This is a genomic window from Streptomyces sp. NPDC002088 (assembly GCF_040296605.1).
Taxonomy (GTDB): Bacteria; Actinomycetota; Actinomycetes; order Streptomycetales; family Streptomycetaceae; genus Streptomyces.
The window spans coordinates 131,360-155,891 of the sequence record NZ_JBEOXO010000001.1 but is presented as its reverse complement, the minus strand read 5'-3'; the positions used below and the strand labels follow the sequence as shown (position 1 = coordinate 155,891).

The following is a 24,532-nucleotide window of genomic DNA, read 5'->3' as shown; positions in this document are numbered from 1 at the left end:
GTCCCGGCCCGGGCGTCGGACCACGCGTACGCTCGCCGAGACCTGGCAGGGCCTGCAGGCATCAACCTGCCAGTACATCAAGAAGGGTGAGCACCAGTAGCGGTACGGCACCTCGTGACGTGCTTGTCGTCGTAGCCCCGGTAGAAGTCGGAGGTTGCCGTACCAGACCAGGTCGCGGTCGTTGACGTGCTCCTTTCATAAGGGGCGCTGATGTCACATCGGGCTGTGCGGCGAAGCTGGGGCGAAGCCACCGGGACGAGATCAGCGCCTCGGCCGCTCGGGGCGTCCCGGAGCGGCCGGCCCCGCTGTTCAGGCGAGCTCCGTGCCGCCCGTCTCGCGCGCGACACCCGGCCGCCGCGCACCCACGACGCGCAGCGCGATGTCGCCGTACTGATAGGCGAGTCGGTCGACGGAGAACTCGCCGCCCTCATGGAACCAGCTGGCCACACCCATGCCCATGTCGAGGATCGAGTACGAGGCGATTCTGGCCGACTGCACATCGAAGGCGCCCTCGGCCGCGCCCCGCTCGATGAGTTCACGGAAGCGGCGCTCGTAGTCGCTGCGCCGGCTGAGCACCCGGTCCTGGTCGGGCTGTTCCAGGCTGCCGATTTCGCGGTTGCCCACGAAGGCCTCGAGACGGTGGCGCGCGTGGTAGCGAATGTGCGCCTCCACCGAGCGGCGCAGCTGCTCCTGCACCTCGTCGGTGCCGGCGACGGCCGCGGCGTTGTCCGCGATGAGCTGCTCCATCGTGCCGATCATGATCTCGGCCAGCAACTCCTGCTTGGAAGCCACGTGTTTGTACAGGCTCGGGCCGCGGATGCCGACGGCGGCTCCGATGTCGGCCATGGTGGTGGACCGGTAGCCCTGCGCGGCGAAGAGCCGCAGCGCGGCCTGCCGGATGGCCGACCGGCGGTCGGCCGTGGGTACGCCCTCCGGTCGGCCCGGCCGGTGCGCCCGCTCGTACGGCCCGCCCTGGTCTGCGCTCACACCAACCCCTGAAGCTACCGATGATTAGCTGATTCCATCTCCACGGATTCGACACTATAGCCCGAACCCTTGACACGGCGCCCCTCTCAGTCTTGTGATGGCTAATGCTCATTAGCCAAACTCGGGAGTGAACGTGTCCATCGGGTTCGAGATCGACGAGAGGGTTGCCGCCGTCGCGCGGCGCACCACGGAGTTCGTACGAGATGTGGTGATACCCGAGGAGCAGGCGTGCGACGGGAACGTCCATGCCGGGCCGGAGCCGCTGCGGCGACGGCTGCAGGAAGCGGCCCGGGCCGCGGGAGTGTTCGCCCCGCATGTCGGCACCGAATGGGGTGGGCTCGGGCTGGACCTGTGCGGGCAGGCGGTGGTGTTCGAAGCCGCCGGGTACTCGCTGCTGGGTCCGCTGGCGCTCAACTGCGCGGCGCCCGACGAGGGCAACATGCACCTGCTCGAGGTGGTGGCGACCGAGGCGCAGAAGAAGCGGTATCTGGGCCCGCTGGCCGCCGGTGAGGCGCGCTCCTGCTTCGCGATGACCGAGCCGGCGCCGGGCGCCGGATCCGACCCGCGTGCGCTCGCCACGACCGCGACGCGGATCGAGGGCGGCTGGCGCATCGACGGCCGCAAGTGGTTCATCAGCGGAGCCGACGGGGCGGCTTTCGCCATCTGCATGGCCCGCACCAGCGGCGGCCCCGGCGACGCGGGGGGCGCGACGATGTTCCTCGTCGACGCCGACAACCCGGGCATGAAGATCGTCCGGAATATCGACACCCTGGACCAGGGCCTGTTCGGCGGGCACAGCGAGATCGTCTTCGAGGGCTGCGAGGTCGCCGACAGCGCCGTGCTGGGCGAGGTGGACCAGGGCTTCAGGTATGCGCAGGTGCGCCTCGGACCCGCGCGTATGACCCACTGCATGCGCTGGCTCGGGGTGGCCCGTCGGGCGCAGGACATCGCCCTGGAGCGCGCGGCGGACCGCTCGGCCTTCGGCAAGCCGCTGGCCGAACTGGGCATGGTGCAGCAGATGTTGGCCGACTCCGAGATAGACATCGAGACCAGCCGGGCCGTGCTGTGGCGGGCCTGCTGGGAGCTTGACCAGGGCCGCTCGGCCGCCCAGCACACCTCGATCGCCAAGACGTACGTCTCCGAGGCGGTGAACCGAGTCGTCGACCGGGCCGTGCAGGTGTGCGGCGCGCTCGGCATCTCGGGAGACGCCCCGCTGTCGCGCCTGTACCGCGAGGTGCGTCCCTTCCGTATCTACGACGGCCCTTCCGAGACCCATCGCTGGGCGATCGCCAAGCGTGCGGTGCGGGCGGCGCGGGAGCGCGGGGCCGCACAGTGACCACATCCGAGACGACCGTGGTCGGCGTCGACGTACCGGCGCTGCAGCGCTACTTCGAGCGCCACGTGCCCGAGTGCGCGGGCTCTTTGAGGGTCGAGCCGATGCACGGCGGGCGCTCCAATCTCACCTACGAGGTGACCGACGGGACGCACCGCTGGGTACTGCGCCGGCCGCCGTTGGGAGTGCTGACGCCCACCGCGCACGACATGGACCGTGAGTACCGCGTCGTCGCGGCGCTCGGCGGCACCGGCGTGCCCGTCGCCCGGGCCGTGCTGTCCTGCACGGACGCCGAGGTGATCGGAGCGCCCTTCTGCGTCGTCGACTTCGTGGAGGGCGAGGTGCTGCGCGACGGCGACGAGGCCGCCGCGCTGTCGCCGGCCGACGCGCGGCGCGCCGCCGAAGCGCTCGTGGACGCCCTGGTGGCGCTGCACTCGGTCGAGGCCGCCGACGTCGGGCTCGGCGAGTTCGGCCGCCCCGACGGCTATCTGGAACGCCAGGTGCGACGGTGGCGCGGGCAGTGGGACAAGGTCGCCACGCGGGCGCTGCCCGAGCTCGGTGAGCTGCACGACAGGCTCGCCCGCGCCCTGCCCGCGAGCGGCGCCCCGGCGATCGTGCACGGCGACTACCGCCTCGACAACACCCTTCTGGCGCCCGGCGACTTCGGGCGGATCGCGGCGATCGTCGACTGGGAGATGGCCACGCTCGGCGATCCTCTCGCCGACCTGGGAATGCTGCTCATGTACTGGGATCCGACCTGTGAACCGGTTCTCGGCGCGCGTCACGTCCCGACGGCCAACCCCGGGTTCCCCTCGGGCCGCGAACTGGCCGAGCGGTACGCCGCGAAGTCCGGCCGGGACATCGAAGCCCTGGCCTACTACCAGGCGCTCGGCTGCTTCAAGCTCGCCGTCATCGCCGAGGGCATCCACGCCCGCTACCTCGCCGGAAAGACGGTCGGCACCGGCTTCGAGAGCGTCGGCTCCGCGGTACCGGCGTTGCTGCGCTCGGGCATGGAGCTGCTGGCATGACCGCCGACACACTGAACGAAGGAGAGCTTGTGCGAGACCGACTGTCCGGACAGATCGCCCTGATCACCGGCGCGACCGGCGGCATAGGAGACGCCGTCACGCGCCGGCTGGCCGCCGAGGGCGCCACAGTGGTGGTGACCGATGTGGACGCCGGGCGCTGCGAGGAGCTGGCGAAAGAGCTGACGGCCGACGGGGCGCAGGCGCTGGGTCTCGCGCTCGACGTCAGCGACGAGGAGGCGTGGCGCGGCGCGGTGGAGCGGGTGGTCGCCGAACTGGGTGGCCTGTCGGTGCTCGTCAACAACGCGGGCATCGCCGAGATGAGGACCGTGGAGACGGAGACCCAGGAGTCCTGGGACAAGGTCATCGCGGTCACCCAGACCGGTGTCTGGCTCGGTATGAAGCACGGCGGGCCCGCGATCGAGCGCTCCGGTGGCGGCTCGATCGTCAACATCGCCTCGATCTTCGGTACGGTCGGCGGCTTCGGCAGCCAGTTCTCCTACCACGCCGCGAAAGGCGCGGTCCGGCTGATGACGAAGAACGCCGCACTGCACTGGGCGACACGCGGCGTCCGCGTCAACTCGATCCACCCCGGCTTCATCGAGACGCCCCTGTCTCGCGAACTGTGGCGCGGCACACCCCGGCACACGGCGATGGTCGAGGGCACCCCCATGGCCCGGCTGGGCAGGCCCGACGAGGTGGCGGGGGCGGTGGCATTCCTCGCTTCGCAGGACGCGAGCTTCGTCACCGGATCCGAGTTGTACGTGGACGGGGGCTGGACGGCGCGCTGACGGGAAGGGGGGCGCGGCGATGGCCGCGCCCCCCTCTTTTTTGCCTGTCTGCGCAGTGTCACCGCACGCGTTTTCTTGCCTGTATGCGCGGTGTCACCGCACGCGCGTGTACTGGTTCACCCCGCCCGCGAACGCCACCGTGGCCCGTCCCCGCAGCACCAGCACGTCCAGGTGTGCGGCCGTCTCGTTGACCGCGAGCATCTGGTTGAAGGCGCTGAGCTCGCCGAACGGCACCTCACGGCGCGTCCAGCCCAGCTTGCGCGCGACCGCGTGGGCGTCGAGTGTGCCCTCACCCAGCGCCGTCAGGCTCTGGGCCAGCCGGTTGTCGTGGTGCGTGAGCAGCTCGGCGACGCGGGTGTGCGCGCTGTCGGCGACCGGCCCGTGCGCGGGCAGCAGGCGGGTGTCGGCGTACCGGGTCATGAGCCGTAGCGAGTCCAGGTAGTCGGCGAGTGGCCGTCCGCCGGGTTCGGCCAGTTCGAAGCCGATGGACGGGGTGATGTGCGGCAGAACATGGTCCCCGGAGAACAGCAGTCCGCGCTGTTCGTCCAGGTAGACCACGTGCCCCTTGGTGTGTCCGGGCGTCGGTACGACGCGCAGCTCGCGGTCGCCGAAGCGGAGGGTCTCTGCTCCCAGCCAGCGATCGGGAGCCTCCCAGACACTGGGATCGTAGCCGCCGTGGTCCATCGCCTGGATACGGTCGGCCAGTTCGCCCGCGCCTGCCCTGCGCAGCGTCTCCAGTGACCCGGCGGGTTCGTCGCTGCGCAGCCGGTCGAGCATCTCCAGGCCCGGCCGTTCACCCGCGCCGAGGTACACACGCGAGCCCAGCAGCCGGCGCAGCTCCACGGCGTTCGTGTAGTGGTCGCGGTGGATGTGGGTGACCAGGATGTGGCTGATGTCGCCGAGGTCGCGGCCGATGACGGCCATGGCTTCCTCGAGCGCCTTGCGCGCCTCGGGAATCGCCCAGCCGCCGTCGATCATGACGACGCCGTCGTCGTCCGCCAGGTCCTCCAGCAGATAGACGTTGACGGCGTGCAGGCCGTCGTTGGGCAGCGGCAGGGGAACGCGGTGCACCCCGGGCTGCACGGTCTGGACTCCGGCTGCGGCCCATGGGCCCTGGTCGAACCGCGCTGTCATGACTCTCCCTTGCTGGCTGATGCGCCACTGTGGTTCGGGCCGCGAGGGGAACGCGTGCGTGCCCCTCGCGGGTGCCCTGCGTCTGTGCCCTGGGATCAGGCCGGGTCGGGAGTGCGAGCGCGCAGCTGGTGGACCAGATCGCGGGCCCCGGACCGGTCGAGCTTGCCGACCTTGGTCTGGGGCAACTCCTCGATGTCGTACACGAATTCGGGCCACTTGCCCTTGGACAGCCCGACGCTCTCCAGGTGGCCGGTGACCTCCGCCAGGTCGATACCACCGCCGTCCTCGGTGACGACCAGCAGCGCGACACGTTCGCCGAGCAACTCGTCCGGGACGGCCGCGACGCAGGCCCTGGCCACGCGCGGGTAGCTGGCGACCGCCCGCTCTATCTCGGTGATGTCGATGTTGCGGCCGCCGCGGATGATGACGTCCTTCTCGCGGCCCATGATGCTGATGGTGCCGTCCTCGTGGGTCATCAGCAGGTCGCCGGTGGGGAAGTAGCCGTCCGCCGTCAGCGCCGGCGGCTCGACCCTGCCGTCGCGGGCGTAGCCGAGGAAGAGGGAGGGACCACGTACCTGCGCCGCGCCGGGCACGCCCGGTCCGGCTTCGGATCCGTCGGGGGCGAGTGCGCGGAGGTCCGTGCCGGGGAACGGGCGGCCGTCCCTGCCGAGCCGTGTCTCCTCCGGGTCGTCGGGGCTGGGCGAGGTGTGGCCGAGGCACTCCGACATACCGAAGACGCGCAGGATCTTGGTTCCCAGGGACTGTTCGGCGCGCGCCAGGGCGCCGCGGTCCATCGGGCCGCCGCCCACGGTGATCGCGCGAACTCCCGCGAGGATGCCGGAGCCGGCTGCCTCCGCGCCCATCTGCAGTGCCATCGTCGGTACGCACATGGTCCAGCGGACCTCGGTATCGGCCATCCGCCGCAGCGCGACGGCCCGGTCCCACTTCCCCGTCAGAACAAGTGGACCGCCCAGCAGCAGCGAGAGGTAGACGCCGAAGCAGTACGCGGCCGTCGAGGACAGCGGGACGATCGCGGCCACCGCGTCGCCACGGGTCAGTCCATTGATCTCGATGGTTCGCGCACCGGCGTAGCGCAGGGCCTCCTCGGACTGCACGACGCCCTTGGGCCGCCCGGTCGATCCCGAGGTCAGTCCGATGAGCACGCCACCCGACCAGCGCGCCCCATCACGCCGCCCGGGCGCGGACCGACAGGTCCAGCCGTCGAGCACCGTGTCATCCGCCCGGCCCTGCAGCAGTTCGGGCACCGCCCACTCGTCCATCGCCGAGGGCTCGGCGACGACGGCGTCCGGCCGGATGTCCTCGAAGGCCGCGGCGAACTCGGCGCGTGTGGTGTGCCGGTTGACCACCGCGAGGGTCCCGCCGCTCAGGCCCACGGCGAGGCTGCCGGCGACGGTACGCCATGAGTTGTCGGCCTGGAGCATGACGGTTCCGCCTGCCCCGTCGGCCGCTTCGGGGAACATCACCTCGGCCATCCGGGCCGCCTCGGCGAGCAACTCGCGCGCGGTATGGCTGCCCGCGTCGTCGATGACGGCGACGAAGTCCTCCTGCTCTGCCCTTTGTTGGAACTCCCGCACTACCTGTCGCATCCCGCTTCCTCGCTCCGCTGTGCCGAACTCCGTACTGAACCCTGTACTGAACCCTGTTGTGAACGGCTGACCGATCGCCGTGCTGAGGCTGAATCCCGTGTTGATGACCGTGCCGATGACACTGCCGACGACACTGCCGATGACCCGGGGAACGGTCGATTCGGCCGCGTCAGCCCGTGAACATCTCCGCCTCGTGGCCCATCACCGCGATGCGGCGGCCCTTCATGTCCCCGACCTGTGCGACCGCTTCGGCCCACTCCGGGCTCGCCAGGGCCTTCTTCAGATCCTCCGGGGAATCGAAGCCGAGCACGGAGATCCCGTCCCAGCCCTCGGAGCGCTTTTCCAGGGCCTGATCGATCGCGGTGTGCCGCCAGGCACGAAGCCCTGGCAGACGGTAGGTCAGCTCCGCGTGGTCGCCGCGCCACCAGTCGATGAACTGCTCGTGCGTCCACTCCGGGGGCCGGGCTGCCAGCAGAACGAGGTTGTACATGACTGTTCTCCGTACGTGGTGAGGTGAAACGGAACGTGTTCAGTCGAAGCGGATCTCGGACGACCGGCCGATCAGCAGACGCTGCAGCCGGCCGTTTTCGTTCACCCGCCCGGCGGCGACGAAACTCGCCTCGGGAACGCCTCCGCGCCGCACCTCTCCGAGGAAGAGTTCGTCCTGGCCGAGGGTGGTCGCGGAGAGCAGGTGGTGGGTGCGGGTGCCCCTCTCGCGCTGTTCGAGGTAGCCGACGAGCGCGGCGCGGTCCCCGGCGAAGTCGGTCGCTTTGCCGTCACCGGTGGAGAACAGGATGGAGAGGGAGAAGTCGTCGCTGATCAGGTCGAGGATCCTGTTCGGCTCGTCACTGTCGAGGATCTCGAACCATGCGGTGAGGAAGGGGGCGGGGGCCGCAACGGGCGCGGCGTCGGTGGATGTGTCAGTCATATCGGCTCCCGGGGGATGGTGTGGTGGGCGTGTGCGCGGCCCGGCTACTCCGGCGGATCGATGAGGTCGTACGTCGTGGTGAAGTACGACTGGTAGCGCGCCATCTGCCCGTCGGGCGTGACAACGGCGGCCGACAGGAAGGACCCGACGGCCTTCCCGGACTCCCTCACCACTCCGTACACGGTCTCCAGATCGCCGTCGCGGCTGTACCGGAAGATGTCGTGCACCCTCTCGACGGCGTTGCGGCCCGCGATGTAGTCGGCGAACTCGTCCTTGGACCATCCCGTCGCCTCGCGACCCGGCAGGGCGATGTGGAAACGGAAGTCCGGTACGAGGAGTTCGAGCGCGTGCTCCGGGTGATCGCTGTCCATACGTGCCATGTAGTCGCGCAACACGCTGGCCATGGGTGGTCCTTTCACTGGTCGGACGGGCTGCCGGCGGGCCGGACGGATGTCCGGCGCGGCGGCTGACCGGGCGGATGCCGGTCGCGGGCAATGGGTGATGTCAGTCGCGGGTGGGCGGGGTGAAGAAGTCACCCACCGACTCCCAACGGCCGTTCCTGGCCACGATCTTCTGTACGTCGCGGGTGCCCAGGTGACGGTCGGCGGAGTAGGTGAGCACGGGCCCCACGCCCGTGTCGACGTGGCGCGCGTTCTGGTAGGCCCGGGTCAGCGACGCGGCGGTGACCGGCCCGTCGATGGTCCCTGCGACCTCCGCGAACGCCTTGGCCGCTTCCCAGCCCCACAAGGTGATGAAGTCGGCAGGCTGTCCGGGCTCGTACTTCGCCATCGCCCTGCGGAACTCCTTGATGGCCGGGTCGTCGTCGTTCGGCGACTTGACCAGCTGCACCGACTTGAGGCCTTCGGCCGCGTTGCCGGCCAGCGTCAGCGTGGACTGTGCCGCCACGGGTGCATAGCCGTACGTGGGGGCGTCCAGTCCTTGCAGCTTGGCTTCCTTCAGGTAGGCCGCGGCTTCCGAGGCTTGCAGGATCAGGACGACGGCGTCGGGCCGCTGGGCCTTCACCTTGCTGATCACCGGGCTGTAGTCGGTGGTCGCGAGCTTGACCTTCAGGCGTTTCACCTGGATGGACGGGTCGGCGTTGCGGGCAGCGGGGCCGACCTGCTTGGCGACGTTCACGAAAGCCGCCGGGTCGCTGTGCACGACCAGCACCTTCTTCGCTCCGTCGTGCGCCACCCAGTCCCCCAGCGCGGCCGCCTGGTCCTCGTACAGGGTCTGCAGCCCGAACAGTCCGTCGCGGGCCGGCTGGTACCAGGACGCGTCTCCGCCGAGCGTGTTGAGGATCGGCACCTTCGACTGCTCGAGCACGAAGGGGAACGTGGCCTGGGACTGGGACGTGCCGTTCGCGGCGACGATGGCCACGACCCCGTCCTGGTCGACGAGCCGACGGGCGATCTGGACCGTCTGCTGCGGGTCGGCGGCGCTGTCCTTGACGATCCACTTGATCGTGCGGCCGTTGATCCCGCCCTGTGCGTTGACGGACTTGAAGTACGCGTCGGCACCCGCCCTCTCGGGAACCCCGAAAGTGGCCTGTGCTCCAGTGAGCGGTAGCCACGCACCGATTTTGATGACCTTGTCGTCCCCTGCCGCCGAGGGGCCTCCGGTGCCGCAGGCACTCGCCGCCAAGGCGAGCATGGCGGCGAGTGCGGCGAAGAGCGCGCGTGTCGTGCGTCGTCGCATGACCCCTCCTCAGATCAACCTGAGTTAAGTTCAATTCAGTTGGGATTTTAATCCTGGGGAAACACAGCTGGCAATGGCTGGTTACGTTCTCGATCACTGCGAAGGCGCGCGGGACAACAGAGCGGCCCCCTGACGGACAACCGTCCGTCAGGGGGCCGCGGGCTACAGCTCCGCTCAGCGCATCAGGAGGCGACCATCCGCACGCAGGCGCCCTCGATCAGCTCACTGATGTCCGACAGCGGCGTCGGTCCGGACGGCCGGTACCACCGCCACACGCTGACGATCAGGCCGAGCACGCTCGCGCCCAGCAGCTGCGCGTCCCGTAGCGGGAAGGCACCCTGGGACATGCCCTTCACCAGCAGGTTCGTCCAGTCCCTCTCGACGACCTGGACCAGCTGGCGGGCCGCGACCCGCTCGGCCTCCTCGCGCTTGGACCGGCGCGCACCGGAGAGCAGGTCCATGTGGTTCTGCAGAATGCGCATCTGCAGGACCTCGTGCGCGGAGACGTCGTACGCCGCGCGCACCGCGGCCCGCAGCGCCTCGACCGGTTCCTCCGTGTCCTTGGTCGCCTCGACGAACCGGTCGTGGGAGCGCTGCAGTTCGAGCCGCATGATGGTGAGCAGGCAGTGGGTCTTCGACTCGAAGTAGTGGTAAAGGGCGGTCTGCCCGATACCGACCCGCTCCGCCACGGTGGACCACTTGGTGGCCTCGAAACCGGCCTCGCCGAAGCAGTCCACGGCGGCCGTGAGAATGGCCGCACGCTTGGACCGCGGTCCCGCCTCCGGTTCAACGATCCTCGTCATGATCTCTCTCCTGGCCGTCACTGAGCGTGTCCGTACCCGAGAGTAAACCCGAGTTGAACTCAGTTGCCAATCGGGGGCGGCAGAGATGCGTCAGAGACTTTCGACAACGGTCGCGTTGGCCATGCCGCCGCCCTCACACATCGTCTGCAGACCGTAGCGCCCACCGGTCCTGCGCAACTGGTGAACGAGCGTGGTCATGAGGCGGGCGCCCGTGGCACCGAGCGGATGTCCGAGCGCGATGGCGCCGCCGAAGGCGTTGACCCGCTCCTGAGCGGCGCCGATCTCCTTCTGCCAGGCGAGGACGACCGAGGCGAAGGCCTCGTTGATCTCGACCAGGTCGATCTGGTCGATCGAAAGACCGGCCTTGTCCAGGACCTTCTCGGTGGCGGGGATCGGACCGGTCAGCATGTGGATCGGGTCGGAGCCGACCACGGCCATGGTGTGCACGCGCGCGAGCGGGGTCAGGCCGTGGCGGCGCACCGCCTCCTCGGAGGCGATCAGCAGGGCGGCGGCGCCGTCGGAGATCTGGCTGGAGACGGCGGCGGTCAGCCGGCCGTCCTCGGTGAGGGTCTTCAGGCCCGCCATCTTCTCCAGCGTGGTATCGGCGCGCGGGCCCTCGTCGGCGGTGAGCCCGAAGGCCGGGGCGATCTCGTCGTCGAAGGCTCCGTCGGCCTGAGCGGCGAGGGCCCGCTGGTGGCTGGTGAGCGCGAACCGCTCCATGTCCTCGCGGGAGATGCCCCACTTCTCGGCGATCAGCTCGGCCCCTCGGAACTGCGAGACCTCCTGCTCCCCGAAGTGCTCGCGCCAGCCGTCCCCCGCGTACGGACTGCCCATACCGGCCTGTTCACCGACGAACATCGGGCTGGCGATGGGCACCAGGCTCATCACCTCGACACCACCGGCGACCACCAGGTCGGCCGCACCGGAGCCGACTGCCTGGGCGGCGAAGTGCACGGCCTGCTGGGAGGAGCCGCACTGGCGGTCGATGGTGGTGCCGGGTACGTGCTGGGGCAGTCCCGCCGACAGCCATGCGGTGCGTGCGAGGTTTCCGGTCTGTGCGCCGATCTGGCTGACACACCCGAAGTACACGTCGTCCACGGCGCCCGGGTCGACGCCCGTGCGCTCCAGCAGGGCGCGCAGCACATGTGCGCCGAGATCAGCGGGGTGCACGCTGCTGAGCGTGCCCTTGCGGCGGCCGACGGGGGTGCGGACGGCTCCGACGATGAATGCTTCCGACACGGTGGGCTCCATGGGTTTTCGGGTACGGGATCAGGTCCTGGGCGGGAAGCGCGTGAACTCGGGCGCCCGCTTTGCGAGGAAGGCGGCGACGCCCTCACGCCCCTCGTCGGAGGCCGCCGCGGCGGCCAGCGCACGGGCCTCTCGGTCCAGGTGCGGGCCGAGGTCCGAGGTCAGACCGGAGGCGACGAGCCGGCGGGTGGCGCCGAAGGCGGCGGTGGAGCCACGACGCAGAGCCTCGGCCGTCTGCGCGGCCTCGGCGGCCAGTCGGTCGGGTGCGACGACCCGGCTCACCAGTCCGATCGACGCGGCTTCCGTTGCCGGTATCCGGCGGTTCGTCAGCAGCAGGTCCAGGGCCCGCTTGGGTCCGATGAGGCGGGGCAGCGACCAGCTCACTCCGGCGTCCGGCGAGTAGCCGATGCCGGTGTAGGCGGCGGTGAACGAGGCGTTGTCGGCGGCGAGGGTCACATCGGCTGCCGCGGCCAGGCCGATACCCGCCCCCGCCACGGCTCCCTGCACAGCGGCCACCATGGGCGCGTCGAGCGCGGCGAACGTGCGCAGCGCGTCGTGCAGCGCGTCGGTGACCGCGATGAGGTGCTTCTCCAGCGCCTCCCCGGAAAGCTTCGAGAACTCCCTGAGGTCGCCGCCGACACAGAAGGACTTCCCCTCGCCGGTGAGCAGCACGGCCCGTACGGCTTCACGCTCGCAGACCCGTGCCGCGTCGAGCAGTCCGCGCGCCATTTCCAGGTCGATGGCGTTGCCCGCCTCGCCCCGGCGCAGGGTGACGCGGGCGAGGCCGTCGTCCTGGATCTCGATGCCCACCCTCATCGCGCCGTCCATCCGCCGTCGACGGTCAGGACCTGCCCGGTGCAGTACGAGGAGGCGTCCGAGGCGAGGAACAGCAGCGCACCGTCGAGCTCGTGGCCGTCGCCGCCGCGCCGCAGCAGGGTGTTGCGCTCGACCCAGCGGCTGGAGCGCTCGTCGCCGAAGAGGTCCGCGGTCATCTCGGTGCGGAACCAGCCTGGGGCGAGTGCGTTGACGCGTGTTCCGCCACGGCCCCACTGTCCGGCCAACTCGCGGGTCAGGCCGATCAGTCCGGCCTTGGACGCCGAGTAGCTCGCGCCGCCGAGGGGGGCGGCGGAGACCAGGCCGAGGATGGAGGAGACGTTGATGATGCTCTTGCCCGTGGCGGGGGCCTCGGCGGGGGCGGGCGCCTCGGCGGTGAGCCGGGCGAGGTGGAAGGGCGCGGTGAGGTTGACGCCGAGGACGTCGGCGAAGGCGTCCGAGGACTCGTCCTCGGCGCGGGTCTCGCCGGAGGTGGCCGCGTTGTTGACCAGGATGTCGATGCGGCCGGTGGTGGTCAGCGCCGTCTCGGCCAGCCTCGTACGGTCGGCCTCCAGCGAGACGTCGCAGGCGACCGGGTGGATGCGCGCGTCGGAGTCGGCGAGTTCCTTCAGCCGGTCGATGCGGCGCGCCGCGGCGAACACGGTGGCGCCGGCCTGGGCGAGGACAGCGGCGAAGCGTGCGCCGAGCCCCGCGGAGGCGCCGGTGACGATCGCCGTCCGGCCCTCCAGCGAGAACAGTTCGGAGGCGGGTCGTGGCGCGCTCACTCGTCCACCCCGATCGGCAGGGCGGTCGCGCCGCCGTCGAGCACCAGCGTCTGGCCGGTCATCCAGGAGGAGGCGTCGGAGGCGAGGAACAGCGCGGCGTTCGCCACGTCCTCCACCGTGCCGAGGCGCCGCATCGGCAGCTTGGCGGTGAGGATGGGCTCGCGGACCTCCCACACCGCACGCGCCAGTTCGGTCTTGATCAGCCCCGGGGCGATGGCGTTCACCCGTGCCCGCGGGCCGAGTTCGTAGGCGAGCTGCCGGGTCATATGGAGCATGGCGGCCTTGGTGGCGTTGTAGTAGCCGATGTGCGGGTCGACGATCAGCCCGCCGACGGAGGCGATGTTGATCACCGCTCCCCCGTGCTCGGCCATCCACGCCCGCCAGGCGCAGCGGGTCCAGGCGATCATGCCGTACTGGTTGACGCGGACGGTCTTCTCCGCACGCGGCAGGTCCAGGTCGAGCAGATCGCCGTTGTAGGGGTTGGTCGCCGCGTTGTTGACCAGGATGTCGACCCGGCCGAAACGGGTCATGGTCTCGTCGATGCAGGCCTCGGCCTGGTCGGGTTCGCCGGCGTTGGCCACGACGGTGTGAAGGTCGCCGTCGCCCTTGACGCGGAGCAGCTCCTCGCGTGCCTCGGCGAGTCCGGCCGCCTTGCGGGCTGCGATCACCACGTGCGCGCCTGCCGCTCGGTACGCGGTGGCGATGCCGAGGCCGATGCCGCGGGATCCGCCGGTGATGACGGCGACCTTGCCGTCGAGGGTGTTGGCGCTCACGCTGCCCCTGCCTTCGTGTCGGTCGTCCGGTGCTTGGTCGTAGGGTCGTTCTTCTTGTACTTGGCGAGCTCCTGGCGGGCCACCGTGCGCAGATGCACCTCGTCGGGGCCGTCGGCGATGCGCAGCGCCCGCGTGATGGCGTACAGCCGGGCCAGTACGGTGTCGTCGCTGACCCCCGCCGCGCCGTGCGCCTGCACCGCGCGGTCGACGACCTTGTGAGCGACCTCCAGCGCCGCCACCTTGATCGCGGCGACCTCCATACGGGCGGCGGCGTTGCCGACGGTGTCCATCAGCCAGGCCGACTTCAGGACGAGGAGGCGCAGCTGCTCGATCTCGATGCGGCTGCGGGCGATCCACTCGCGGACGACGCCTCGGTCGGCGAGCGGCCCGCCGAAGGCGATGCGCTCGGTGGCGCGCTCGCACATCAGCTGCAGGGCGCGCTCGGCGAAGCCGACGGCGCGCATCGCGTAGTGCATGCGTCCGGGGCCGAGCCGCCCCTGGGCGAGCGCGAAGCCCTCCCCCTCGCCGCCGAGGATGTTCTCCACCGGTACGCGCACGTTCTCGAAGAGCACCTCACCGTGCCCGCACCGGTCGGTGTAGCCGAACATGGGCAGGTCGCGCACGACGGTGACGCCCGGGGTGTCCCGGGGGATGAGCAGCATGCTCTGCTGCCGGTAAGTGGGCGCGTCCGGGTCGGTCTTGCCCATCAGGATGATCAGCTTGCAGTCGGGGTCGAGGATCCCGGAGGTGTACCACTTGCGGCCGTTGACGACGTAGTGGTCGCCGTCGCGGGTGATGCGGGTCCGGATGTTGCGGGCGTCGGAGCTGGCGACCTCGGGTTCGGTCATGGCGAAGCAGGAGCGGATCTCCGCCTCCAGCAAAGGCCTCAGCCAGCGCTCCTGCTGCTCGGGCGTGCCGTACAGCGCGAGCAGCTCCATGTTGCCGGTGTCGGGCGCCGAGCAGTTGAACACCTCGGGGCCGATGATCGAGCGGCCCGCCAGCTCCATGAGCGGTGCGTACTCGAGGTTGGTGAGTCCCGCGCCCCAGTCGCCGTGCGCCATGAAGAGGTTCCACAGGCCCTCGGCGCGCGCCTTCTCCTTCAGCTCGGTCATCACCGGCGGCAGCGCGTGCGGGTTGTCCGCCTCGGCCAGCTGCCGGTCGTAGACGGCCTCCGCGGGAAAGACGTGCTGCTCCATGAACGACCGCATACGGTCCTGGAGTTCACTCGCCCGCGGCGAGAATCCGAAATCCACGATTGCTCCTCTTCGCCGGCGACTGGCTCGGCGTACGTCCCATGTGCTGTGGCGTGTGTGGTCGGCCCGCTGGTGGGGTCGGTCCGCTCGTGTCCGCTCGTGTGGCCGGTCCGCTCGTGTGGTCGGTCCGGATCAGCCGAGGATGTCGCGCGCCGTGCGGATCATCGCGGCGATGGTGGGCGGCAGTCGCTCCTGGTCCGGGTCGTGGTGCTTGCCCTCGCGGTGCCGGCGCAGGTTGTGGCCCATGATCGCGGCCATCTTCATGCGGCCCAGCGCCCGGAACCAGTCCATGGCGGGCAGTGCGGGCCGGCCGTCGAGGTAGGCGTCCAGCAGTTCGGCCTCGGTGGGCAGGCCGGGCACCTCGCGGCCCAGCTGCGGGAAGTTGCGGTGGTCGGCGAAGAGCAGGAACCAGCCGAGGTCGATGCGCGGATCGCCGACGCTCCAGATCTCCCAGTCGACGACGGCGACGGCGCGCTCGCCGACACACAGCACATTGCCGAGCCGGAAGTCGCCGTGCAACAGCACCGGGGGAAGGTCACCGGGCACGTCCTCGGCAAGACGATTCAGCAACTCCTCACCTCCCGGGCGCAGTTCGGCCGGTACGGCGTGCATGGTGCGGCTCCACCGCTCCAGCTCACCGACCGCGTCGAGCGGTTCCGGCGCGTCGAGCCCGGGCGCATGGACATCGGTCTCGTGCAGCCGCCGGAGCACGGAGGCGATCTCCAGCATCCGCGTCCGCGCCGTCGCGGCGGGCACCTCGGGCTCGTCGAGCACCGGCTCGACGGCCTCCCCGGCGGCGAAGTCCATCGCGAACCAGGCGGGCTGCGCCTCGTCGATGGCGGCGACGCCCGGAACCGGCACCGCGGATCCGGCGAGCGCGCCCAGCACCCGCGCCTGTCGCAGCACGTCGTTGCGCCCGATGGGCCGCTGCCCCGGAGGCACCGCCTTGACGACGTACCTCGCGTCCCCCGCGGTGACCGAATACGTCAGCCCCGAGTGGCCGCCCGGCAGGGTCTTCAACTCCCCGATCGACGCCCCGGGATGTCGAGTGGCGAGACGGTCGCGGACCCGCACGGCCAGCTCCGACACCTGGGTGGCCGTGCTCATCGGACGGGCTCCTTGGGCAGGCCGAGCACGCGCTCGGCGAGGATGTTGTGCTGGATCTCGTCGGTGCCGCCGGCGATGCTGTAGCCGGGCGCGCCCAGCAGATGCTCCGTCCAGGCGTACGTGCCCCACTCCCCCGTATCGGCGACGAGGCGCGGACCGAGCAGCTCCGACACCAGATCGCTGGTGCGCCGCATGGTCTCGGTGGCGTAGAGCTTGCCGACCGAGGCTTCCGCGCCGGGCTCGCGTCCGGCGACGAGGGCGCCGGTCACCCGCAGTCCGATGAGCCGCTGTACGAGGGCGCGGACGTAGAGGTCGGCGGCCTGCCGCTGTTCGCCTCCGGTGAGCGGGCGGGGCAGGTTCCTGGCCAGGTCCAGCGCCCGGTCGGCGTTGTCCAGTCCGAGGTTGCCGGAGTCGAGCCGTTCGGCGGCCAGCACACTGAGGGTGACCCGCCAGCCCTCGCCGACCGGTCCGAGCCGGTCGGTGTCGGGCACGACCACGCCGTCGAGGTAGACCTCGTTGAAGCTGGCGCCGCCGGTCATCTGCTGGATGGGCCGTACGGTCACGCCCGGCGAGTCCATGCGCACCAGGAAGACGGTGATGCCGGCGTGCTTGCGTACGTCCGGGTCGGTGCGGCATACCGCTACGCCCCAGGTCGCGACCGTGGCCCCGGAGGTCCACACCTTGTGCCCCTGCAGCACCCAGTTGTCGCCGTCGCGCACCGCCTTCGTGCGCACCGCGGCGAGGTCCGAGCCTGCCTCGGTCTCCGAGAACAGCTGGCAGGCCAGCTCGTCGGTGCGCAGCATGGGCCGCAGCCAGCGCTGCTTCTGCTCCTCGGTGCCCCAGATGCCGATCGCGGGGGCGACGAGCTGCTGCGTCACCGGGAAGATCTCGGTGCGGTGCGGCACGTCGAAGGCCGCTTCTTCGGAGCGGTAGAGCTGCTCGTAGTACGCGGGTAGACCACGTCCCCCGTACGCCGTCTGCCAGTTGAGCGCACCCCACCCCTGGTCGTAGCGAGTGCGTTCCCACTCCTGGGTGCGGGCGGTGTGCTCGCGCTCCTGTTGCTCGGTCCAGTTCTCGAACACGGCGACGGAGTCGGAGCCGCTGCCCCACTCCCCGTCGGCGGCGCGCGGCCGGGTGGCCGTGGCCAGCCACTGTCGGGCCTGCGCGCGGAACTCCTCGGGTTCCGGGCTACCGCTCATCTCTTCCTGCACCTCCATTCAGCGGGGCATTCAGCGGGACAGCACCGTGCAGGCGCTCACGCCCGGTGCGCCGTACACATGGGTGAAGCCGACCCTGGGTTCGCCGGGAACTTGGCGTTCGCCGGCCCGGCCGCGCAGCTGTTGGACGACCTCGTAGACCTGGCGCAGCCCCGAGGCGCCGATGGGTTCGCCGTTGGCGATGCAGCCGCCGTCGGTGTTGACCGGCAGCGCGCCGCCGATCTCCGTGACACCGGAGGCGATCAGCCGCTCCTGCTCGCCGTCCGCACAGAATCCGCACTCGGCCATGTGCATGACCTCGGCGCCACTCTCGGTGTCCTGCAGCTGACAGACGTCGACGTCGCCTGGGCCGACCCCCGCCTTCTCGAAGGCGGCGGCCGAGGCGTCGCGGCTGACGCTGGTCAGCTCGCCGCCGGGGATCCAGGGGCTGAACACCTCGAACGAACCGAAGCGCCGGGTGCGTACCGCCGCCGAACGCAGGGTGACCGACGGGCCGTCCAGGGTGCGGGCGACCTCGGGCGAGCAGAGCACCAGCGCGGCCGCGCCCGCCCCCGGGGAGCAGAACATGTAGCGGGTCAGCGGGTCGCTGACCATGCCGGAGTCCAGGATCTCCGCGGCGGACACCGGCTTGCGTCGCCACGCCTCGGGGGTCAGGCCACCGTTGCGGTACGCCTTCTCGGCGACCAGCGCGAGAGTCTGCGGGGTGATCCCGTAGTCGTGCATATAGCGCTGGATCTTCATGCCGAAGAACTGCGTGGTGACCATCAGTCCGTCGCTGCCGTACTCCTCGCCCAGGCCCCAGTCCTCGGGTCGTGGGTCGAAGGCGCCGCGCGGGTGCTTGTCGAAGCCGACGGCGAGGACGACGTCCGCCATGCCGGAGCGGATGGCGTTCACGGCGGAGATCAGTGCGCTGCCGCCGGTGGCGCAGCCGTTCTTGACGTTCACGAACGGCAGTCCGGTCAGACCGAGTTGGGACACCAGGGTGTCGGCGAGCCCGGCGCTGTCGCTGCCGCCGAACGCGGCCCGCACCCGCGACCACTCGATCCCGGCGTCCGCCAGCGCGGCGTGCACCGCGCTGACGGCCAGCTGCCGGCCGCTCGCCTCCGACCGGCCGAACGGGGTGCGCCCGGCGCCGCAGATCAGGACGTCGGTGCTCATGAGCCCTCCTCGCGGTGGATCGTGGGGCGGGCCCGGGGCACCCCGTCTTCGGCGGTCACCGTGAGGGGCATGCCGATCCGGACCTCGTCGATGTCGTCGACCTCGAGTACGGCCGCCACCCGTACGCCTTCTTCCAACTCGACGTAGCCGAGCGCGAACGGCTCGAAGCCGCCGGGCGGTACCTGATAGGGCGGGGACTTGGGCGCGTATCGCTGGATGGTCCAGGTCCACAGCGTGCCCGCGCCCTTGAGAACCGCCCGGTCGGCCGGCCCCCCGCAGCGCGGGCACGCGTCGTCCGCGGGGTAGACCGCCACCGAGCAGCCTGAGCAGCGTGAGCCCTGGAGCCCGGCGGCCGGACTCCGCGGATCCGTGGTCATCCGGATCAGCGCCCCTGCCACTTCGGTTCACGCTTCTCCAGGAACGCCGAGACACCCTCGGCGGCATCCTCGGAGTTGAGAGCCACGCCCACGGCGAGGTGCTCCATGACCATCAGCGACTGCGTGTCGGCGTCCAGGCTGCGGTCGATGGTCATCTTGGTGAGCCACATCGTGAACGGGCTCTTGTCGGTGAGGTGGGAGATGAACTCCTCGACCTTCTCGTCCAGCTGCTCGGTCGGCGCGTGGTCGTTGATCAGGCCGAACTCGGTGGCCTCGACGCCGGACAGCAGCTTGCCGGTGAGCATCAGCTCCTTGGTCTTGCGGATTCCGATCATGCGCGGCACCCGGTAGATCGGGCCGGCCCCGCCGAACAGCGCGCGACGGATGTGGAAATCGCCGATCTTGGCGTCGTCCGCGGCGATCGCGAAGTCACAGGAGATCATGATCTCGAAGCCACCGGCGGTGACGTAGCCCTCCAGGACCGCGACCGAGGGGGTCTTCATCGAGTAGAGGCGGTCGCACACCTTCGCGGACTTGACCGCGACGTCGATGGCGTTCGACTTGCCGACGAAGTCCGCCTTCAGGCTGTCCAGGTCGAAGCCCGAGCAGAAGGTGCCACCGCGACCGCGGAACACCAGGACCCGCAGCTCGGGGTCCTCGTCGACCTCGGTGATGATCTCGTCGAGCCGGTCCAGGATCGGCACCGTGACGCAGTTCTTCTTCCACGGGCGGTTGAGCCAGACACGGGCGACATGACCGTCGCGCTCGAACTGGATCTCGTCTTCCACTGCCATCTCTGATCCCTCCGGTTCAAACTGAACTGAATTCATTACGAGTTTGGGGAGCTGGTGATCCACTGTCAAGCCCCGGATCGAAATTGGTTCAGTGGAACGCACCGGCCCCCGCCCCGGGTCAACTCCCGCTGTCCGCCGGGATGTCGACGAGGACCTTGACCCGTCGCCCGTCGCGGACGTCGTGCAGCCCCGCGAGGGTGTCGCCGAGCGGGATGTGGTCGAGCCAGCCGTCCGTCGGGTAGTGCCCGGCGGCCATGTGCTCGATGACCCGCTCGAAGACACCGTCGGGGTACGCCTCGGAGCCGAGCAGGGCGAGTTCGGCCAGGCGCACGACGGAGGCGTCGATGGCGACCGGCCCCGAATACAGGGCCACCATCACGACCGACGCCTGGGCGGCCACCGAGCGGATGGCCGCGTTCAGCGCCTCCGGCCGCCCCGCGCACTCGATGGCGGCGTCCACTCCCCGGCCCCGGGTATGACTCATCACTTCCTCGACCACGTCGACAGCGCCGGGGTCGAGTACACGGGCGCCGTGCCGTTCGGCCGCCGCCCGACGGGACGGCGAGGGCTCCACCACGAGCACGTCGTGGACGCCGTGCGCCTTCAGCGCGAACAGCGCACCCATGCCGACCGCACCGGCGCCCACCACCAGGGCACTGCCGCCGGCGCGCACACGGGCCCGCTCGACAGCGTTCAGGGCCACCGCCATGGGCTCGACCAGGGCGCCCTGTTCGAGCGACAGGCCATCGGGCAGCCGATGCAGGGAGTCGGCCGGCACGACCACGTACTGGGCGAGTCCGCCGCCGGGAGCGGTCACCCCGATCGCGGCCAAGGACGCGCACAGATGGGACAGCCCGGCCGTACAGCGTGCGCACACCCCGCAGGTCCGGATCGGCCGTACGCAGACCCGGTCGCCTGGCGCGACCCTGTCCACATCGTCGCCGCAGGCCACCACGGTTCCGGCGAACTCGTGTCCCAAGGTCTGCGGCAGGGTGGCACCCGTCAGCGGGTTGGGCTCGTGCGTGGCACGGGGCGTCTCGAAGTACTCGTGCACATCGGTACCGCAGATCCCCGCGTACGCCACGCGGATCTTCACCTCACCCGGCCCCGGCTCGGGTTCGGGCATCTCCTCGATCCGCAGATCCTTGGCTCCGTACAACCTGGCGGCCAGCATCGTTCCTCCTCGGGGTCGCTGTCGTGCAACGCCCTCGAGACTGCCACCAAACTGAATTGACTTCAATGCGTATGCTTGAGTCCCACACCTACTTCGGTTCAGTATGGAGGGGGTCTGCGCACGTCTGCTCAGACCGGCCTCGCCTGCTGGCATCTCCTTGCCAGACCATCGACTTCGACCCGGTCCAATCCGTATCCGCCCCCTGTCGACGCGGGCAGGGCGCAGTCTGGAGTGCACATGTCCGTCGGCAACTCCGCGGCGCGGTCGTACCGCGCTCAGCATCCCGTCCGCTTTGTGACTGCCTCCAGCCTCTTCGACGGCCATGACGCCTCGATCAACATCATGCGGCGCATCCTGCAGGCCCAGGGCGCGGAGGTGATCCACCTCGGACACAACCGCTCCGTGAGCGAGGTGGTGGACGCCGCCTTGGAGGAGGACGTCCAAGGGGTTGCCGTCAGCTCCTATCAGGGCGGTCACATCGAGTACTTCGAGTACCTGGTGGAGTTGTTGCGCGAGCGCGGCGCCGGGCATGTGCGGGTGTTCGGCGGGGGCGGCGGGGTGATCGTGCCGCAGGAGATCGAGCGGCTCTCGCAGGCGGGCGTACGGATTTTCTCGCCGGAGGACGGGCAGCGGCTGGGCCTGGTCGGCATGATCCAGGCGATGATCGAGGCGTGCGACACCGCACCGTGGGAGGAGGCGCCCGCCGAGGTCGGGCGGCTGCTGGCCGGTGAACGTCCGGCGCTGGCCAGGCTGTTGTCCGGGGCCGCGGCCGGAACCCTGTCGGCCGCCGACCTGCGGGCACTGGAGAAGGCAGCCACGGCGCGCCAGGTGCCGGTGCTCGGCATCACCGGCACCGGCGGTTCCGGCAAGTCCTCGCTCACCGACGAGCTCGTCCGCAGGCTCCGTACCGACCAGCGGGACACGCTGCGGGTGGCCGTACTGGCCGTGGACCCGACTCGTCGGCGCGGCGGCGGCGCCCTGCTCGGCGACCGCATCCGGATGAACTCCCTCGACGGCGACCGGACCTTCTTCCGCTCACTGGCCACCCGCGGCAGCAGCGAACTCCCCGAAGGACTCGGCGAGTCGATCACCGCCTGCAAGGCGGCCGGCTACGACCTGGTCATCGTCGAGACACCCGGCATCGGCCAGGGAGACGCGGCGATCGTGCCGTACGCGGATGTGTCGCTGTACGTCATGACACCCGAGTTCGGTGCGGCCTCCCAGCTCGAGAAGATCGACATGCTGGACTTCGCGGACGTCGTCGCCATCAACAAGTTCGAGCGGCGCGGCGCCCAGGACGCCCTGCGCGACGTCGGCCGCCAACTCGTCCGCAACCGGGAAGCGTTCGGCTCCCGCCCCGACGACATGCCGGTGTTCGGCACCAGCGCCGCGACCTTCCACGACGACGGCGTCACCGCGCTCTACCAGCATCTGCGCGATCTCCTCAGCGAGCGCGGCCTGACGACGCGTCCCGGCGCCCTGCCCGAGGTGTCGGTTCGTCACTCCAGTGGCGCGGCGCAGATCGTGCCCCCGTCCCGGGCGCGCTATCTGGCCGACATCGCCGGGACGGTGCGCACGTACCACGCGCACACTCTCGACCAGGTCGAGGCCGCACGACGGGTGCAGCGAGTGACCGCGGTCCGCGACGAACTGGCGGCCCTGCCGGCGCCGACCGCCGACGTCGACCGGCTGCTCAACGAGGCGCGGGAACGGCTCGACGAGGATGCCCGGCGCGCGCTGAAGCAGTGGCCCGAGACCGTACAGGCCTACTCCGGCGACGAGTTGGTGTTCACCGTGCGCGGCCGGGAGCTGCGCACCCGCCTGGTGCGCGAGTCGCTGTCCGGCAGCCGGATCCCCCGGGTGGCGCTGCCGCGTTACGCCGATGACGGGGAGCTGCTGCGGTTTCTGCGGGCGGAGAATCTGCCGGGCTCGTTCCCGTTCACGGCGGGGGTGTTCCCCTTCAAGCGGGAGGGCGAGGACCCGGCCCGGATGTTCGCCGGGGAAGGCGACCCGTTCCGTACCAACCGCCGCTTCAAGCTCCTGTCCCAGGGCGGCGAGGCGACCCGCCTGTCCACGGCCTTCGACTCCGTGACTCTCTACGGCCGCGACCCCGACCGGCGCCCCGACATCTACGGCAAGGTCGGCACCTCGGGCGTCTCGGTGGCGACGCTGGAGGACATGAAGGCGCTGTACGACGGCTTCGACCTGGTCGCGCCCACCACCTCGGTCTCCATGACGATCAACGGTCCGGCGCCGACGATCCTCGCGTTCTTCCTGAACACCGCCATCGACCAGGGGCTCGACGCGTACGCCACCGAGCACGGCCACACGCCCGGCCCCGAGCAGGCGAGGGACATCCGGGCCGAGGTGCTGCGCAGCGTACGCGGCACGGTCCAGGCCGACATCCTCAAGGAGGACCAGGGCCAGAACACCTGCCTGTTCTCCACGGAGTTCAGCCTGCGCATGATGGGCGACATCCAGGAGTGGTTCATCGAGCAGGACGTACGCAACTTCTACTCGGTCTCCATCTCCGGTTATCACATCGCCGAGGCCGGGGCGAACCCGATCAGCCAGCTCGCGTTCACGCTCGCCAACGGGTTCACGTACGTCGAGTCGTACCTGGCCCGCGGCATGAACATCGACGACTTCGCGCCGAACCTCTCGTTCTTCTTCTCCAACGGCATGGACCCGGAGTACTCGGTACTGGGCCGGGTGGCCCGCCGCATCTGGGCGGTGGCGATGCGCGACCGCTACGGGGCCAACGAGCGCAGCCAGAAGCTGAAGTACCACGTGCAGACCTCGGGCCGCTCCCTGCACGCCCAGGAGATGGACTTCAACGACATCCGCACCACGCTGCAGGCCCTCATCGCGCTCTACGACAACTGCAACAGCCTGCACACCAACGCCTACGACGAGGCGGTCACCACCCCCACCGAGGAGTCCGTGCGCCGGGCCCTGGCCATCCAGCTGATCATCAACCGCGAGTGGGGCCTGGCGATGAACGAGAACCCGCTGCAGGGCTCGTACATCATCGACGAGCTCACCGACCTGCTGGAGGAGGCGGTGCTGACCGAGTTCGAGCGGATCAGCGAGCGCGGCGGTGTGCTCGGTGCGATGGAGACCGGCTACCAGCGGGGCCGTATCCAGGACGAGTCGATGCTGTACGAGGAGCGCAAGCACGACGGAACGCTGCCGATCATCGGCGTCAACACCTTCCGCAACCCCCACGCCGAGGACGGGCAGGGCGCGCCCGTCGTCGAACTCGCCCGCGCCACCGAGCAGGAGAAGCAGTCCCAGCTCGCCCGCGTCCACGACTTCCAGGCCCTCCACGAGGACGCGGCCCGCGTCGCCCTCGCCGACCTCAAGCGCGCCGCGACCAACGGGGAGAACGTCTTCGCCGTGCTGATGGACGCCGCGCGGGTCTGCTCACTGCAGCAGATCACCGAGGCGTTCTTCGAGGTGGGCGGCGCCTACCGGCGCAACGTCTGACCGAGCCGCTCCTTCGGCTCCTTCAACCCACGTATCAG

23 protein-coding genes are annotated in these 24,532 nt (G+C 70.3%); 4 read left to right on the top strand and 19 right to left on the bottom strand.

What is annotated here, in order from left to right:
* Positions 1-309: 309 nt before the first annotated feature.
* A complete protein-coding gene (locus ABT114_RS00690; RefSeq protein WP_351137039.1) occupies positions 310-987 on the bottom strand; it encodes a TetR/AcrR family transcriptional regulator in 678 nt (225 codons plus the stop codon).
* A gap of 133 nt (positions 988-1,120) precedes the next feature.
* On the opposite strand from ABT114_RS00690, the gene ABT114_RS00685 reads away from it, so the two are divergent.
* Genes ABT114_RS00685 through ABT114_RS00675 form a run of 3 tightly spaced genes read left to right on the top strand, consistent with a single transcriptional unit; the run spans position 1,121 to position 4,136 of the window.
* On the top strand, positions 1,121-2,323 hold the full coding sequence (locus tag ABT114_RS00685) for an acyl-CoA dehydrogenase family protein (protein ID WP_351137038.1): 1,203 nt from the start codon (positions 1,121-1,123) through the stop codon (positions 2,321-2,323).
* Positions 2,320-3,348, top strand: a complete 1,029-nt coding sequence (locus ABT114_RS00680) for a phosphotransferase family protein (protein WP_351137036.1) — start codon at positions 2,320-2,322, stop codon at positions 3,346-3,348. The genes ABT114_RS00685 and ABT114_RS00680 overlap by 4 nt, the downstream gene beginning before the upstream one ends.
* A 29-nt stretch (positions 3,349-3,377) precedes the next feature.
* The gene (locus ABT114_RS00675; RefSeq protein ID WP_351138156.1) at positions 3,378-4,136 is read left to right on the top strand and encodes an SDR family NAD(P)-dependent oxidoreductase; all 759 of its coding nucleotides are present in this window, start codon (positions 3,378-3,380) and stop codon (positions 4,134-4,136) included.
* A 93-nt stretch (positions 4,137-4,229) separates the two neighbouring features.
* On the opposite strand, the gene ABT114_RS00670 is transcribed toward ABT114_RS00675, so the two are convergent.
* The 18 genes from ABT114_RS00670 to ABT114_RS00585 form a co-directional block, all read right to left on the bottom strand.
* A complete protein-coding gene (locus ABT114_RS00670) occupies positions 4,230-5,270 on the bottom strand; it encodes an MBL fold metallo-hydrolase (protein ID WP_351137034.1) in 1,041 nt (346 codons plus the stop codon).
* 95 nt (positions 5,271-5,365) lie between these two features.
* The gene (locus ABT114_RS00665; protein WP_351137032.1) at positions 5,366-6,877 is read right to left on the bottom strand and encodes a class I adenylate-forming enzyme family protein; all 1,512 of its coding nucleotides are present in this window, start codon (positions 6,875-6,877) and stop codon (positions 5,366-5,368) included.
* A gap of 169 nt (positions 6,878-7,046) precedes the next feature.
* Entirely contained in the window at positions 7,047-7,367 is a 321-nt protein-coding gene (locus ABT114_RS00660; protein WP_351137030.1) for an EthD domain-containing protein, read from the bottom strand.
* Positions 7,368-7,406: 39 nt separating this feature from the next.
* On the bottom strand, positions 7,407-7,805 hold the full coding sequence (locus ABT114_RS00655) for a hypothetical protein (protein WP_351137028.1): 399 nt from the start codon (positions 7,803-7,805) through the stop codon (positions 7,407-7,409).
* 44 nt (positions 7,806-7,849) lie between these two features.
* On the bottom strand, positions 7,850-8,209 hold the full coding sequence (locus tag ABT114_RS00650) for a nuclear transport factor 2-like protein (RefSeq protein WP_351137026.1): 360 nt from the start codon (positions 8,207-8,209) through the stop codon (positions 7,850-7,852).
* Positions 8,210-8,309: 100 nt separating this feature from the next.
* On the bottom strand, positions 8,310-9,503 hold the full coding sequence (locus tag ABT114_RS00645; protein WP_351137024.1) for an ABC transporter substrate-binding protein: 1,194 nt from the start codon (positions 9,501-9,503) through the stop codon (positions 8,310-8,312).
* Between the two features lie 182 nt (positions 9,504-9,685).
* A complete protein-coding gene (locus ABT114_RS00640; RefSeq protein WP_351137022.1) occupies positions 9,686-10,306 on the bottom strand; it encodes a TetR-type transcription factor C-terminal domain-containing protein in 621 nt (206 codons plus the stop codon).
* A 90-nt stretch (positions 10,307-10,396) separates the two neighbouring features.
* Complete coding sequence (locus tag ABT114_RS00635; protein WP_351137020.1) at positions 10,397-11,545, bottom strand: acetyl-CoA C-acetyltransferase; 1,149 nt, start codon at positions 11,543-11,545, stop codon at positions 10,397-10,399.
* A gap of 30 nt (positions 11,546-11,575) precedes the next feature.
* A complete protein-coding gene (locus ABT114_RS00630) occupies positions 11,576-12,370 on the bottom strand; it encodes an enoyl-CoA hydratase/isomerase family protein (RefSeq protein WP_351137018.1) in 795 nt (264 codons plus the stop codon).
* On the bottom strand, positions 12,367-13,152 hold the full coding sequence (locus tag ABT114_RS00625; RefSeq protein WP_351137016.1) for an SDR family NAD(P)-dependent oxidoreductase: 786 nt from the start codon (positions 13,150-13,152) through the stop codon (positions 12,367-12,369). The genes ABT114_RS00630 and ABT114_RS00625 overlap by 4 nt, the downstream gene beginning before the upstream one ends.
* Positions 13,149-13,925: an SDR family oxidoreductase gene (locus tag ABT114_RS00620; RefSeq protein ID WP_351137014.1), complete on the bottom strand. Its 777-nt coding sequence runs from the start codon at positions 13,923-13,925 to the stop codon at positions 13,149-13,151. The genes ABT114_RS00625 and ABT114_RS00620 overlap by 4 nt, the downstream gene beginning before the upstream one ends.
* Positions 13,922-15,178: an acyl-CoA dehydrogenase family protein gene (locus tag ABT114_RS00615; protein ID WP_351137012.1), complete on the bottom strand. Its 1,257-nt coding sequence runs from the start codon at positions 15,176-15,178 to the stop codon at positions 13,922-13,924. The genes ABT114_RS00620 and ABT114_RS00615 overlap by 4 nt, the downstream gene beginning before the upstream one ends.
* Before the next feature lie 132 nt (positions 15,179-15,310).
* Positions 15,311-16,285 carry a phosphotransferase family protein gene (locus ABT114_RS00610; RefSeq protein ID WP_351137010.1) on the bottom strand — a complete coding sequence of 325 codons (975 nt, stop codon included), beginning with the start codon at positions 16,283-16,285 and terminating at the stop codon, positions 15,311-15,313.
* Positions 16,282-17,484, bottom strand: coding sequence for an acyl-CoA dehydrogenase family protein (locus ABT114_RS00605; protein ID WP_351137008.1), 1,203 nt, complete (start codon positions 17,482-17,484; stop codon positions 16,282-16,284). Before ABT114_RS00605 ends, ABT114_RS00610 begins: the two co-directional genes overlap by 4 nt.
* A 30-nt stretch (positions 17,485-17,514) precedes the next feature.
* Positions 17,515-18,660 (bottom strand): thiolase family protein, encoded by a 1,146-nt coding sequence (locus tag ABT114_RS00600; protein ID WP_351137006.1) that lies wholly within the window; start codon positions 18,658-18,660, stop codon positions 17,515-17,517.
* Positions 18,657-19,037, bottom strand: a complete 381-nt coding sequence (locus ABT114_RS00595; RefSeq protein WP_351137004.1) for a Zn-ribbon domain-containing OB-fold protein — start codon at positions 19,035-19,037, stop codon at positions 18,657-18,659. The genes ABT114_RS00600 and ABT114_RS00595 overlap by 4 nt, the downstream gene beginning before the upstream one ends.
* A gap of 5 nt (positions 19,038-19,042) precedes the next feature.
* Positions 19,043-19,831, bottom strand: coding sequence for an enoyl-CoA hydratase/isomerase family protein (locus ABT114_RS00590; RefSeq protein ID WP_351137002.1), 789 nt, complete (start codon positions 19,829-19,831; stop codon positions 19,043-19,045).
* 118 nt (positions 19,832-19,949) lie between these two features.
* Positions 19,950-21,005: an alcohol dehydrogenase catalytic domain-containing protein gene (locus tag ABT114_RS00585; RefSeq protein ID WP_351137000.1), complete on the bottom strand. Its 1,056-nt coding sequence runs from the start codon at positions 21,003-21,005 to the stop codon at positions 19,950-19,952.
* Positions 21,006-21,242: 237 nt separating this feature from the next.
* On the opposite strand from ABT114_RS00585, the gene icmF reads away from it, so the two are divergent.
* The gene (icmF, locus tag ABT114_RS00580; RefSeq protein ID WP_351136998.1) at positions 21,243-24,494 is read left to right on the top strand and encodes a fused isobutyryl-CoA mutase/GTPase IcmF; all 3,252 of its coding nucleotides are present in this window, start codon (positions 21,243-21,245) and stop codon (positions 24,492-24,494) included.
* The last annotated feature ends 38 nt before the right edge of the window (positions 24,495-24,532 follow it).

Excerpts from the sequence above, each read along its gene's own strand:
- ABT114_RS00650 (WP_351137026.1), bottom strand. The coding sequence starts at position 8,209 with ATGGCCAGCGTGTTGCGCGACTACATGGCACGTATGGACAGCGATCAC.
- ABT114_RS00660 (WP_351137030.1), bottom strand. The coding sequence starts at position 7,367 with ATGTACAACCTCGTTCTGCTGGCAGCCCGGCCCCCGGAGTGGACGCAC.
- ABT114_RS00590 (WP_351137002.1), bottom strand. The coding sequence starts at position 19,831 with ATGGCAGTGGAAGACGAGATCCAGTTCGAGCGCGACGGTCATGTCGCC.
- ABT114_RS00630 (WP_351137018.1), bottom strand. The coding sequence starts at position 12,370 with ATGAGGGTGGGCATCGAGATCCAGGACGACGGCCTCGCCCGCGTCACC.
- ABT114_RS00585 (WP_351137000.1), bottom strand. The coding sequence starts at position 21,005 with ATGCTGGCCGCCAGGTTGTACGGAGCCAAGGATCTGCGGATCGAGGAG.
- ABT114_RS00610 (WP_351137010.1), bottom strand. The coding sequence starts at position 16,285 with ATGAGCACGGCCACCCAGGTGTCGGAGCTGGCCGTGCGGGTCCGCGAC.
- ABT114_RS00605 (WP_351137008.1), bottom strand. The coding sequence starts at position 17,484 with ATGAGCGGTAGCCCGGAACCCGAGGAGTTCCGCGCGCAGGCCCGACAG.
- ABT114_RS00595 (WP_351137004.1), bottom strand. The coding sequence starts at position 19,037 with ATGACCACGGATCCGCGGAGTCCGGCCGCCGGGCTCCAGGGCTCACGC.
- ABT114_RS00655 (WP_351137028.1), bottom strand. The coding sequence starts at position 7,805 with ATGACTGACACATCCACCGACGCCGCGCCCGTTGCGGCCCCCGCCCCC.
- ABT114_RS00665 (WP_351137032.1), bottom strand. The coding sequence starts at position 6,877 with ATGCGACAGGTAGTGCGGGAGTTCCAACAAAGGGCAGAGCAGGAGGAC.
- icmF (WP_351136998.1), top strand. The coding sequence starts at position 21,243 with ATGTCCGTCGGCAACTCCGCGGCGCGGTCGTACCGCGCTCAGCATCCC.
- ABT114_RS00600 (WP_351137006.1), bottom strand. The coding sequence starts at position 18,660 with ATGAGCACCGACGTCCTGATCTGCGGCGCCGGGCGCACCCCGTTCGGC.
- ABT114_RS00640 (WP_351137022.1), bottom strand. The coding sequence starts at position 10,306 with ATGACGAGGATCGTTGAACCGGAGGCGGGACCGCGGTCCAAGCGTGCG.
- ABT114_RS00670 (WP_351137034.1), bottom strand. The coding sequence starts at position 5,270 with ATGACAGCGCGGTTCGACCAGGGCCCATGGGCCGCAGCCGGAGTCCAG.
- ABT114_RS00645 (WP_351137024.1), bottom strand. The coding sequence starts at position 9,503 with ATGCGACGACGCACGACACGCGCGCTCTTCGCCGCACTCGCCGCCATG.